The organism is Pseudoalteromonas sp. G4 (genome assembly GCF_028875915.1).
Classification (GTDB): domain Bacteria; phylum Pseudomonadota; class Gammaproteobacteria; order Enterobacterales; family Alteromonadaceae; genus Pseudoalteromonas.
This window is the reverse complement of the sequence record NZ_JAPEHW010000033.1, coordinates 1-12,497: the sequence shown is the minus strand read 5'-3', so window position 1 is coordinate 12,497 and position 12,497 is coordinate 1. Positions and strand designations below refer to the sequence as shown.

The window sequence follows — 12,497 nt, the reverse complement described above, 5'->3', positions numbered from 1 at the left end:
GCCTCCTTAAGCCGCATTTCGGTGTTGCAGTAGCGTTGAGAAATAAACATCTTCTAAGTTAGCTGGCGCTGCATCAAAACCTTCTGGCTGATTTTCGGCCATTACATGTACAATTGTTTTACCTGCAAATAAGCGCTTCGAAATAAGTGGCATAGAAGATTCAATTTCTTGTGCTTCATCAAGCGATACTGATTTTTTCCAAATCTGGCCATTTAGCTGATCGGTAAGCGCAATTGGGTTACCTTCTAGTAAAATTTGACCCGATGCTAACACTGCCATATTCGGGCAAAGCTCAGATACATCCTCAACAATGTGAGTTGATAAAATAATGGCTTTTTCTTCACCTAGGCTTACTAATAAGTTGTGAAAGCGGTTGCGCTCTTCAGGATCAAGGCCCGCTGTTGGCTCATCCACAATAATTAAGTCAGGATCGCCTAACAGTGCTTGTGCAATACCAAAACGCTGGCGCATACCACCAGAAAAGCCACTTACTGCTTTTTTGCGATGCTGGAATAAATTAGTGTGTGCCAGTAAACCTTCAACAGCTTCCTTACGTTCACCATTATTTTCGATGCCCTTTAAAATCGCCATATGATCAAGTAATTCATAAGCACTAATGCGTGGGTACACACCAAAATCTTGTGGTAAATATCCTAGGCGTTTACGCAGACTTTGCGGATCGTTAAATACATCAATACTATCAAAGGTAATTTGACCGGCATCTGCTGTTTGAAGTGTTGCGATAGTGCGCATGAGTGATGATTTGCCAGCGCCATTTGGCCCTAATAAACCAAACATGCCTTTTGGTACTTCGAGATTTACATTATTCAGTGCTTTTACACCGTTGTCGTACGTTTTTGATAACCCTGTTATTGATAACATTTGCGTTCTCTTTTTTGTTTATTGCCAATATTTCATCGGTCAGTCTAAGGAAAGTGAATGCAACTTAACCATCTAAAAATGATTAAAGGTTAAAATCGGTGATTAACGGTTTATTAACAAAAATACTGCTGTTCAAACTAATCAGCTGCTTTGCTGATAATAGTGGTAGTATTTTGTAAAAGGGAAAAGCAGATGCAAGTTACTGTTGCAGCTCTGCCCATAATTAACAAAAAAGCCGCCAATCAAAATGATTAGCGGCTTTGAACATAATAGTGGGCGTATTATGTATAAGGGATAAACTTATGCTACTTGCTGCGTGCCATCAGCATAGCGAATTAAATAATCAAATGCGCCTAAACTTGCTGTTGCTCCACTGCCCATCGCAATAATAATTTGTTTAAATGGTGTGGTTGTCGCATCACCTGCAGCGTATACACCTGGCATTGATGTAGCGCCTTTATCATCAACAATAATCTCACCAAATGGGGTTAATTCGATACTGCCTTTTAAGAATTCAGTGTTTGGAATTAAACCTATTTGTACAAAAATACCTGCAAGCGAAAGACTATGCTCGTCGCCAGACACACGATCAGTATAATTTAGGCCAGTTACTCGCGTACCATCACCGATAACTTCGGTAGTTTGCGCATTTTTAATAATCTCAATATTACCTAGGCTGTTGGCCTTTTTGATCAACACTTCATCGGCACGTAACGTATCGGCAAACTCTAATACGGTAACATGCTCAACAATATTAGCTAAATCGATAGCTGCCTCGATGCCTGAGTTACCGCCACCAATCACTGCCACTTTTTTGCCTTTAAATAACGGGCCGTCACAGTGCGGGCAATAAGCAACACCTTTACCACGATATTCTTGCTCGCCCGGTACATTCATTTCACGCCAGCGTGCTCCTGTTGCCAAAATCACACTTTTACTGGACAGTGTTGCACCGCTTTCCAGTGCGACTTCTACGTTGCCAGACTTACCTAAGGTAACGGCTTTTTGTTGGGTAATAATATCAACATCATAGTCTTTAACATGCTCTTCAAGCTGTGCCACCAGCTTAGGCCCTTCTGTTTTTTGCACCGAAATAAAGTTTTCAATGCCAACAGTATCTGCCACTTGGCCACCAAAGCGCTCAGCTACAATACCTGTTTTTAAGCCCTTACGCGCCGCGTAAATTGCCGCGGAGGCACCTGCTGGCCCACCACCGACTACAAGTACATCAAATTCATCTTTTTGTGACAGTAGCTCGGCTGTTTTTTCTGCTGCGCCATCATCAAGTTTATTGATAATGTCACTGAGTGAAAGTGCACCTTGGCTAAATAGCTCACCATTTAAATACACGCTTGGTACGGCCAAAATGTTGCGCTCTGACACTTCACCTTGGAACAGTGCACCATCGATCATTGTAACCGTAACATTCGAATTTAAAGCCGCAATTGTATTAAGCGCTTGTACTACTCCTGGGCATGTTTGGCAACTCAGTGAAATATACACTTCGAAATTAAGTGTACTTTGCAAACCCTTAATTTGTTCCACCTCCAGCTCACTTGCTTTGGTAGCAACGCCCCCTGTATGCAACAGTGCCAAAATTAAGCTTGTAAATTCGTGGCCCATTGGCACACCCGCAAAATTAATTTCGGTGCCTCTTTTCGGTGAACGAATTGAAAGCATTGGTTTGCGTGCAATTGAATCGTCTTCACGAATTAAAAAATGCTCACTTAGTGCTAAAAGATCATGTGCTAAGGCTTTTACTTCCTGTGATTTATCACTGTCATCTAAGGCAATGACCAGCTCTACAGGGTCGACAATACTGCTAAAATGGCTCTGTAATTGTGTTTTGATATTGTTATCTAAAATACTGTTCATGATGATCATTCCTTAAATGACATTAATCGGTAAACCAAATTGCTGCCTGCTCTAACAGGCAGCAAGGTAAGAGGTGTTAGATTTTGCCAACTAGGTCTAATGAAGGAGCAAGTGTTTCATCACCTGGCTGCCATTTAGCAGGACACACTTCACCGTCATGTGATGCAACATACTGTGCAGCTTGGATTTTACGAACAAGTTCGCCTGCATCACGGCCAATACCTAAATCGTGAGTTTCGATAACTTTAATCTCACCTTCAGGGTTGATTACAAATGTGCCGCGTAGTGCTAAGCCGTCTTCTTCAATCATTACACCGAAGTTGCGTGTAATACGGCCAGTTGGGTCGCCGATCATTGGGAACTGGATTTTCTTAATTGTGTCTGACGTATCGTGCCAAGCTTTGTGCGTAAAGTGTGTGTCGGTTGATACTGAGTACACTTCAACACCCATTTCTTGTAACTTGCTGTAGTGATCCGCTAAGTCGCCAAGTTCGGTTGGGCACACAAAGGTAAAGTCAGCTGGGTAAAAGAATACAACCGCCCATTTACCTAAAACGTCTTTTTCAGAAACTTCAACAAACTCACCATTGTGGTATGCCATTGCGTTGAAAGGTTGGATAGTTGTATTGATTAACGATGTGCTCATAATATTTCTCTCTCTATAATGTAATTAGTCATCGAAAAAATTAATTAATACTTTCCGATTGGCTTGATATATAGATTAAGAAATTCAGTTAAAAAGATAAAACAGATTAATTTGATAACAGTAATCGATTTTAAAGAACGATAAAAAGTGTTCCTTTTAATTTCTCAACTTAATGTCAGCTTGCTCACGATTATCACACTTTATTTTTTGCTCGCCATAAAAGTAAATATTGTTTACCAAGGTATAAGAACCCGATAGCAGACCTGACACAGGGAGAATAGTTGGTGATATAACGATGCCAGAGACGCTATAAAAGCTAATAGTTTCTTTCGCAACATCAATAACTTTTAGTATTTTTTTATCGCTAGAAAGCTCACAGCGCAATTTTGCAACACAGGTTGCTTCTTTATCTGTTACCGGAAAGACAATACAGGCAGAGAGTAAAAACACGCCAGTCAAGCTTCTTGGTTAATCGCATAATTTACTATAACTCAAGGTTCACCGATTAATTGTAAAATACTGTTTAGCCTTTAGTTTTTATGGGCAGTAAAAGCTAAACACTGCTAATTAGAATTTGCTGACTCAGAATTACCATTAATATTATTTAAATAAGCTTCCGCCATATTAGCCTGATGATTAAGTTGGTTTTTACCTACATAAAACTGGCGAGCAGTATCATTATGTTTAATTAAATACGCTTCACCCAATGAAATACTATCATCCATCAGATTTGAAACCGCTTTATAAGCTGCAATTGCCTTTGCTATTTCTTTAGTGTTTTGATCGATAGAGGGTGATGTTCCAATTTCAGGCTGAGTGCTTTCTTTTTTATAAAGAGCTTGCGCACTGGTAGATATGGTCACATTAGCACTTTGTGCAGTTAATGACTTCTCAGCCTGCTGAAAAGCAACATTATTCTTATGATTATTAGCTTGATAAGAAACATCGTTTTGACGGGTATACATTGATACTTGCATGATTCACTCACTTTCTTAATTTCGTTAATACGAGCTTAATGTGTTCAGTATTAACCCATACTTAACTTGTGTGTTTTTTATTCATTAGGTGAATCAAGCTTGATTACCCAAAGCGCTCGATATATAACAAAAATAAAAAGGGAAAAATTATGCAAGATCATCAATCAGTATCACTCACAGACTTTATAGAATACCCTCAGGAAGAGATGTTACATCGGGCGCAAACCTTTTTAGACACAAGTAAACGTCGCCATTCTATTCGTTCGTTTTCTGATAAGCCTGTACCAAAAGAAATAATTGAAACCTGTATAAAAGTAGCCGCAACCGCACCAAGTGGTGCAAATCATCAACCATGGCATTTTGTAGCCATCAACAGCATGGATGTTAAAAAGAAAATAAGAGAAGCTGCCGAAGATTTAGAACGCTCTTTCTATCAAGGGCGTGCGGGTGAAGAATGGCTCGATGCACTAAAACCTCTTGGCACTGATGACCAAAAGCCTTACTTAGAACACGCGCCTTGGTTAATTGCAATTTTTAGCCAAAAGAAAGGCGGTATTCATGCCGAAGACAAGCACACCAATTACTATGTGCATGAAAGTGTGGGTATCGCGACAGGCTTTTTAATTCAAGCTCTTCATCATAGCGGCCTAGTTACACTCACCCACACCCCAAAACCAATGAGTTTTTTAACCGACATTTGTGGTCGTGATAAAGATAATGAGCGCCCTTATATGCTAATTATCGCAGGTTATCCCGGTGATGATGCAACGGTGCCTGAACACGCCTTAGTTAAAAAAGACATTACTGAAGTTTCGAGCTTTTTATAATGAAAATACAACCAGGGAAATACCAGCACTTTAAAGGCAATTTTTATCAAGTGATTGATATTGTTACCCATAGTGAAACGCAAGAAACATTAGTGCTCTATAAGCCGCTTTATGGTGAGCAAGCCCTTTGGGTAAGACCGATTGATATGTTTTTAGAAGAGATCGAGCGCGACGGTGAAGTGTTTAAACGCTTTACTTTAGTGGAACCAATGGCATGAATGCAATTAGCAAAAGTTATATCAAAAAAATTAATAAACCTATGCATTGTTAATATTTTTACCTCTGATTATTTATGGTCTCACAAGAACTCATGTTGGCTGTACTTTCGAAGAATTTGAACGTATTGAATCAGATGACAAAGTACATATTGCAAAAATTTTATTGAGCAACTGCGGCGCAACCACCGATTGGGGTACTACTGTTGCTGTTTCATACCAGCAAGATGAAGAGATACTTCACTTTTCATTAAAGGGAAAACCTGAAACAAATCAATTAAAGTTAACTTGGGAAGAAAATGGTTCATTAACTATTTCAAATATTGATTTTGAAAAATTGATGTACTTAAGAAAAGATCACACAATTGTAAAAGTTAATTATCAGCTGAGTTCGAATTCAACACCCAAACATCTTTGAAGCTTAACAAAAAACGCTGCAGTGGCAGCGTTTTTACTTGTTCTAGTTAGTAAATAAATCAAACACATTACCTAAGGTACTTGTTTTACCGCGATAAAACTCGGTGTAAGTGCAGTTTTTGCAAACCACCGCTGTAAACTTTCGGTTTTGCATATCAAAAATTTTTGACCAACCACTGCCCGTAGTGGCAATTTCATCTGTGTCAAAGCGTTCACACTGACACTTAGGGCAAGACCAATTCGCCATACACCCTCCTATTTTTTATTTCTTTTTAGCATCCATTGACCATAAAATACTTTGGTCAGCACCCATTACTGTCGTTGGCATTTGGCCATTCCACTGCTGGGCACGCACATAATCAACTAACGTCGCATTTGCCTTAATCGCTTCCGCTTTCTTCTTAATTGCCTCTGCTTCTGCCAAACCTTTCAGTTTAATTGCTTCCGCTTGCGCTTCTGCTTCAACTCTAATTGAGTAAGCTTGACCATCTGCCTTTGCTTTTGCAGCATCACGTTGTGCCATCGCAGTATTCACTTCACGCTGCGCTTCTAGCTTTTGACGCTCTAAACGGTGCATTTCTGCTGCCGCTAAGTTTTTCTCAGTTTGTTTTGTTTCAATTGATTGAATGTACTTTTGCGGTAAAACTAAATTCTCTAATTGAGCCGAATCTAGTTTTACTGGGTACTCTTTCATTTCTTCAATTAATAACTCTTCAATTTGTGCTATTACTTGCGAGCGATTTTGAATCAACTCTTCTGCTTTATATCGAGCTAATGCATCTTTTGCTGCAGAACGTAATTTAGGATCAAGAATACGGCTTTCAAACTGCGTCAAACCACCATAGCTTTTGAACAAATCAAATGCTTGCTCGCGCATTACAGTCCAGTTAATAGATACTTCAGCAGTAACTGGCATTTGCTCATGAGTTGATGCATTTAGCTTTTCAACATTCTTACGTGTACGAATTTCAAGTACTTCAACATCATCTACAAATGGTATTTTAGTATGAAGACCTGGGTTTACTTGTTCTTTCGCTTCACCAAAACGTTTAATAATACCAACGTGACCTTCATCTACTGTGTACATCGCAGAATAAATCAAAGATACACCCACTAAACCAACAATCGCTCCAACAATTGGACCCTTTTTCTTTGGTACCGCCATAGTGAGATCTGGTAAATCATTCTTTTCATTCAACATACTTGTTACTCCCATGTATTAAGTGACACAAACAGTAACAAATTATTGGCTATTTTGGAGAATTAAATGACAAAAGGCCTAACCCCAACACAAAAGGAGTTAGGCACATTTAAAAGGCTAAAACCGCAATTTCGATGTTGTTAGTTACTTTTAGAAGTATTTTTTAAACTTAAATAAAATAGTTTTGTCACTCGCTCTTCTGGTAACCAATTTGAGTAAGTAAGCGCTAAACTAGCAAGCGGTTTAAGAGCCAACACCTGATCTAAACTTTTATTATCAGTCATGGCATTTGTCATAAGTTCTCTCGCTTGCTTTAAAAGGGCTAAGTAAGCCTCTAAACCAGCTTTATTGGTGACCGGTCCATGCCCCGGAATAATTTTAGTATTATCATCCACTTTTGAAAGCACATCAGTTACCGCATTGATAACACCGTCTAACGACCCCCCACTATCGACATCAACAAACGGTAGGCTTTTTAAGTTAAAGAAAATATCACCCAAATGCACTGCGTTTGCCTGTTCATAGAAAATAACAGCATCACCATCAGTGTGAGCATTGTGATAATGCCATAACTGTGCATGCTCGTTGTTGAAGTGCAGTGTCATATCTTTACTAAAGCTAATCACTGGAAGGTATTTAGAACCTTCACCATGCTTTTCTTTCAATCGGTTATAAACATTGTGATGTGCAATAACATGGCTACCAGCATTGGCAAAATTTTCATTCCCACCAGTATGATCACCATGATGATGAGTATTAATCACAAATTCAGGAGCTCCTGCTTTAAGCTTACTGATCTGCGCTTTGATATCGTCACTCAATTTAGCAAACTGATCATCGACAATATAAATACCATCTTCGCCAGTACTAATGGCGATATTACCTCCCTGCCCATACAGAACATGCAAATTATCAGATAGTTTCTCTAACTTAAAATCAACTTCAGCATATGCCGTTCCGTTAGATAAAACTCCAATATAAAGCAGTATTGATGTGGTTAACTTTTTCATAGCGACCCTTATTGGTTTTGTTCTTTTACGAGTTCTAGCAACTTATGGTTTAAAAAAACAGCAAAATATTACTTGACGAAATTGATTACACCTGTAATTCTTTACCAAGTTTTAAATTACAGGCGTAATCAATATGGATATCAGTAATTCTGAATTTGAAGTACTTCAAGCATTATGGCGTGTTCACCCTGCCGATGCACAAACAGTAGTTGATGAACTTAACAAAGAGAAAAGCTGGCATGAAAAAACAGTTAAGACTCTTCTTGGTCGTATGGTGAAAAAAGGAGCGATCGAGTTTGAAAAAAATGGCCGAAGCTATATTTATTCACCCGTACTTGAAGTAGAAGCCTACCAAGTACAAGAAAGCCAAAGCTTAATTGAACGCTTATTTAACGGCCGCATTGCCCCGCTTGTAACTGGATTCGCTAAAAATAAAAATCTCAGCAAGCAAGACATTGATGAGTTGAAAAACCTTATCGACAACTGGGAACAAAAAAATGACTAACTGGTTATTGGAGCAATTATGGCCCACCAGTTTAGCCATCATTTGCACATTACTTTGTAGCAAGCTGCTGCGAAATCATCTAAGCGCTCGGTTTCAATACACACTTTGGTTGCTTGTACCTTTGGTATTGCTATTGAACAATCTGCCAGTTTCAAGTGCCATGTCATTTGAAACCGAATTGCACCGATACGTTGTGTCAGTTACATCCCAGTCTAAATCTCTGGATGTGTACGGTTTACTTAGCATGATTTGGTTAACAGGCTTTTGCTTAATGAGTTTTTTAGTGTTTTATGAACACCTCTCAATTAGTAAAAAGTTCAATTCTGGTAAGCAGTTTAGCCATAAGGTGAACAATCGATTACCTGTTTATTTCAGTGATGCAGTGAATAGCCCTGTGCTGTTTGGCCTGATACATCAACGATTATTTATTCCGCTTGATTTTCATAAGCGTTACGACAGCGAGCAAGCAAAACTTATTTTTCAACATGAATGGGTACACTTTGCGCGCAAAGACAATTGGAGTAACGCTCTCGCAATCACCTTACTACTTATTTTTTGGTTCAACCCTCTGTGTTGGATTGGTTATAGCCAATACAGAAAACAACAAGAAGTCGCATGTGACGCAGCCGTACTCGCCCATGCAAATAGAACACAGCGTATTGCCTATTGTCGCGCATTACTAGCTTGTGTTTCAGATACTAAAAACACGCTTTCTAGCTACAGTTATTACACGGAGAAAAGCACTATGAAACAACGTTTAAATACAATTCAAAAAATGCCTAAAGGGAATATTTTAGTAAATCTTTTGCTATGCCTTGTTCTTTTTGCAGGTCTATCAAGCATTGCGTTTGCTAAATATGGTGAAGGCACTAAAGAATACAGTAAAGAAGAAGCGCAACCTATTGTTCGTATTGAGCCTATTTACCCTAAAGAGGCAGCTGACCAAAGTATTGAAGGTTCCGTAGTACTCGGTTTTACTGTCACTAATAACGGTCAAACAGATAATATTATTGTTATCTCAGCTGAGCCAAAAGGTGTATTTGATAAAGAAGCGAAAAAAGCACTAAGAAAATGGCGCTACAAACCAACTGGTAACACCAACAAGCAATACTTAGTGCAATTGGACTTTGCTTTATCAGATGATTACAAGTCAAAGGATTTAGTTGAACGTATTAAAGTAAGTTCGCATTAATTAATCAGCTATCTGTAACTATTAACTAAACAAAAGGGCATCATTTAGATGCCCTTTTGTTTTTTATTTTGGGTGAAACTCAATACGGTGTAATATTTCCCCAGGCAGCAGCGGCGTTTTTGCCTGTTTAATATAATCAGCATATCCAGCACGGTAATAAGGTGATAATGGGTGCCCACTTTGCCCACCTGGCAAAGTTAAAATCGCTGACTCTTCTGCTCCAGGTTGAACAAATAAACGCTCTGATGCACCAAAGCCTTTACCTTGTACTGCGGGCATAAAACTGTCACCAAATGCTGGCGCTTTCGGCATATCGAGTAATTTACTTAGTAGTGGTATTTGCTTACTAAATGGGTGTTGAATATTAAGTTCATTCACTTTGCCCCAATTTAACTCGAGTAACGAGCCGTCGTGTTGAATATTAAGTTCATTCACTTTGCCCCAATTTAACTCGAGTAACGAGCCGTTTTCACTACCGGTGTGTTTTACCAAGAGATCTTTTTTCATTTCTTGATAAGTAGTTGTCAGTAAATCAGGCCATGATGCTGCCGTCGATGGTAACCAGTCATCTGTAAAGCTATTAATCAGTTGCCATGCAGCAGGCTCGAGGTCTCGTTTAATTGGCGATAATGAAAGCCCCTCTGTTTGTAATTGAGCTTCTACAGGTGAGAAGAGTTTATCGATAATTGCTGAGCGATATTTTCTTACCAAGGTATAGCCAACAGAATCTGCACATGCACACTCACCCCAATTTTCAACAAGCTTAATATCTTGTTGGTAGGTATCGGGTGATAATTTCAGGGTTTTAAGTAATAATTCCTGCCATGGCTTCAGAAACAGCGCTTTATTATCGAGCTGAATATCATAGAAGTCTTGCTCATTAAATTGCTCTTTTTCAAAAAGGCGTTGCTTAATTTGCTCTGCACGAGCGCCTAACGCATAACCGCCATTACCATAGCGTTTATCTTGCTCAACACTCACGACTCGACTATTCGCTGTCCATAAACGCCCGTGCTCAGGGTTAAGCACAAACGGCACATCTTGCGCATCTTGGTTCCAAGTTACATCAAAGCGGTCTGGGGTAATTGCAATCGCACTGGGTAATGTGCGGGCAGGTATTGCACCTGTCGCCTGCCAAGCAGCATTGCCTTTATCATCCGTCACTAACATGTTTTGTACAGGGATGCCTATGGTTTTCGCGATAGAAAGGGCATCTTCAACATTAGTGGCTTGCTCTAGATTAAGTAACTCCATATCAACGGCATAATCTTGGTGAGCGACCCATTTAAGCGCGTACTTTTTACCACCAATATGTTTAACAGGACCAAACTCGCTGACTTCTAGCGAGTAATCATAAACTTGTTCTGGTGTCACAATCTTTTCAATAACCGTATTTGTTTTATAGTTACTATCTAACTCAATCCAATCAACCGTATCAATATAGGCATTGGTGAACCCCCAAGCTACTTTACCATTAGTTCCAACAACAACTGCTGGAGCACCAGGGAGACTCACACCGGTAATTTGATGCTCTTCATCATTATCACTGTAGTTTAATTGTGTACGATACCAAATAATCGGCACAGCTAATCCCAGATGCATATCATCAGCAAGTAATGCTTTTCCTGATGCAGTTAAACTTCCCGTAACAGCCCAATTATTACTGCCAATATCGAGAGGTTCTTCAATTTGGTGCGAGGTAAAACTCAACAGTTCACTTTTTATATTCGGGATATCAGTTTCAATTAAATCAAATTCTGACCCATCGAGCGCGGCTTGAAATTCACTTGGCTGAGTTAAAAATCGAACCATCTCAGGGCCAAATTTCTCATTAATATAGGTAAGAGATAAATCTCGATTAAAACTATTTTCTTGAAGGTCGAGATACATACTAAAGATCACTAATAAGCTATCTTCAGGCAACCAAGGATTTCGCTTAGCGCCAGTGAGTAAATATTCAAAGCTCGAATAAGGCATATGACTTACGGCCAAATTTACACCTTCAGAGTAACTTTTTAAAATATCTTGGTGTGTGTTTGGTAATTGTTTTAGGATTTGTTGGCTGCGTTTTCTGAATTGATGGAAACGCATTTTTTTATCAAGATTTAACGCAGCTTTACCAAATAGTTCGGACAACTCTCCAGCAGAGTTTCGACGCAATAAATCCATTTGGAAGAATCGATCTTGCCCATGAGCATAACCCAAAGCAAAAGCTGCATCTTCGCGAGATTTAGCTGTAATAACAGCATGCCCTAGAGAGTCCCGTTCTAACGCTACTTCATTATCAATAAGTGTGACCGAAGTTTTCCCAGACAGCTCAGGCAAACTGAGTGTAAGCACGCCATAAACTGCAGCGGTTGCAATTAAAGCTAATATTAAAAGGAATATTGATAGCTTCTTTATAATTTTTATCATTTGGCTGATCATCCAAATTATTTTTATTGCTGTCTATCATAGTAATACTGAGTATAAGTTGCACCTACCCAATCACTTTTATTCTATTTCATAATTATTTTGTACAAAAAAGAGTCAAAACAGTTGTATTAAACAAGAAAATATTACTATACTGAACCCGTATACTGATTTTCATCTTTCCATTGTCTGATCTGCAAAAAGCTGGTTTTCTCCTCCAGCTTTTTTCTTGCGTAAAATTTCATTAGCATTCAAAGAATAATCCCTCTTAATGACTAATTTATTAAACCTGTCATATCGCTGTTAACATATTCATAAGTGAAATAGCTTTGATTCAG

Annotated in this window: 14 protein-coding genes; 5 read left to right on the top strand and 9 right to left on the bottom strand. The window is 38.9% G+C overall.

What is annotated here, in order from left to right:
- Window positions 1-6: 6 nt before the first annotated feature.
- The 5 genes from ON073_RS11060 to ON073_RS11040 form a co-directional block, all read right to left on the bottom strand.
- Window positions 7-882, bottom strand: coding sequence for an ABC transporter ATP-binding protein (locus ON073_RS11060; protein WP_274761953.1), 876 nt, complete (start codon window positions 880-882; stop codon window positions 7-9).
- Window positions 883-1,182: 300 nt separating this feature from the next.
- Window positions 1,183-2,748, bottom strand: coding sequence for an alkyl hydroperoxide reductase subunit F (gene ahpF / locus ON073_RS11055; protein WP_274761973.1), 1,566 nt, complete (start codon window positions 2,746-2,748; stop codon window positions 1,183-1,185).
- Between the two features lie 85 nt (window positions 2,749-2,833).
- Window positions 2,834-3,403, bottom strand: a complete 570-nt coding sequence (gene ahpC, locus ON073_RS11050; protein WP_038638889.1) for an alkyl hydroperoxide reductase subunit C — start codon at window positions 3,401-3,403, stop codon at window positions 2,834-2,836.
- Window positions 3,404-3,559: 156 nt separating this feature from the next.
- Window positions 3,560-3,853: a hypothetical protein gene (locus tag ON073_RS11045; RefSeq protein ID WP_274761952.1), complete on the bottom strand. Its 294-nt coding sequence runs from the start codon at window positions 3,851-3,853 to the stop codon at window positions 3,560-3,562.
- Window positions 3,854-3,966: 113 nt separating this feature from the next.
- On the bottom strand, window positions 3,967-4,380 hold the full coding sequence (locus ON073_RS11040) for a hypothetical protein (protein WP_274761951.1): 414 nt from the start codon (window positions 4,378-4,380) through the stop codon (window positions 3,967-3,969).
- A 149-nt stretch (window positions 4,381-4,529) separates the two neighbouring features.
- Here ON073_RS11040 and ON073_RS11035 point away from each other — a divergent pair, with 149 nt between their 5' ends.
- From ON073_RS11035 to ON073_RS11025, 3 genes are read left to right on the top strand one after another with little or no spacing between them, the layout of a single operon-like run.
- Window positions 4,530-5,207, top strand: a complete 678-nt coding sequence (locus tag ON073_RS11035) for a nitroreductase family protein (RefSeq protein WP_274761950.1) — start codon at window positions 4,530-4,532, stop codon at window positions 5,205-5,207.
- Window positions 5,207-5,425, top strand: a complete 219-nt coding sequence (locus ON073_RS11030; RefSeq protein ID WP_274761949.1) for a DUF1653 domain-containing protein — start codon at window positions 5,207-5,209, stop codon at window positions 5,423-5,425. The genes ON073_RS11035 and ON073_RS11030 overlap by 1 nt, the downstream gene beginning before the upstream one ends.
- A gap of 46 nt (window positions 5,426-5,471) precedes the next feature.
- The gene (locus ON073_RS11025) at window positions 5,472-5,840 is read left to right on the top strand and encodes a hypothetical protein (RefSeq protein WP_274761947.1); all 369 of its coding nucleotides are present in this window, start codon (window positions 5,472-5,474) and stop codon (window positions 5,838-5,840) included.
- Window positions 5,841-5,882: 42 nt separating this feature from the next.
- Here the strand turns inward: ON073_RS11025 and ON073_RS11020 are convergent, their stop codons facing one another.
- The 3 genes from ON073_RS11020 to ON073_RS11010 form a co-directional block, all read right to left on the bottom strand.
- Entirely contained in the window at window positions 5,883-6,086 is a 204-nt protein-coding gene (locus ON073_RS11020) for a zinc ribbon domain-containing protein (protein ID WP_274761946.1), read from the bottom strand.
- A 15-nt stretch (window positions 6,087-6,101) separates the two neighbouring features.
- On the bottom strand, window positions 6,102-7,040 hold the full coding sequence (locus tag ON073_RS11015; RefSeq protein WP_274761945.1) for an SPFH domain-containing protein: 939 nt from the start codon (window positions 7,038-7,040) through the stop codon (window positions 6,102-6,104).
- Between the two features lie 140 nt (window positions 7,041-7,180).
- Window positions 7,181-8,050 carry an MBL fold metallo-hydrolase gene (locus ON073_RS11010; RefSeq protein ID WP_274761944.1) on the bottom strand — a complete coding sequence of 290 codons (870 nt, stop codon included), beginning with the start codon at window positions 8,048-8,050 and terminating at the stop codon, window positions 7,181-7,183.
- A 133-nt stretch (window positions 8,051-8,183) separates the two neighbouring features.
- On the opposite strand from ON073_RS11010, the gene ON073_RS11005 reads away from it, so the two are divergent.
- Window positions 8,184-8,555 (top strand): BlaI/MecI/CopY family transcriptional regulator, encoded by a 372-nt coding sequence (locus ON073_RS11005; RefSeq protein WP_274761943.1) that lies wholly within the window; start codon window positions 8,184-8,186, stop codon window positions 8,553-8,555.
- A complete protein-coding gene (locus ON073_RS11000) occupies window positions 8,548-9,747 on the top strand; it encodes a M56 family metallopeptidase (RefSeq protein ID WP_274761942.1) in 1,200 nt (399 codons plus the stop codon). Before ON073_RS11005 ends, ON073_RS11000 begins: the two co-directional genes overlap by 8 nt.
- Before the next feature lie 63 nt (window positions 9,748-9,810).
- Here the strand turns inward: ON073_RS11000 and ON073_RS10995 are convergent, their stop codons facing one another.
- Window positions 9,811-12,162, bottom strand: coding sequence for a penicillin acylase family protein (locus tag ON073_RS10995; RefSeq protein ID WP_274761941.1), 2,352 nt, complete (start codon window positions 12,160-12,162; stop codon window positions 9,811-9,813).
- Window positions 12,163-12,497: the final 335 nt, after the last annotated feature.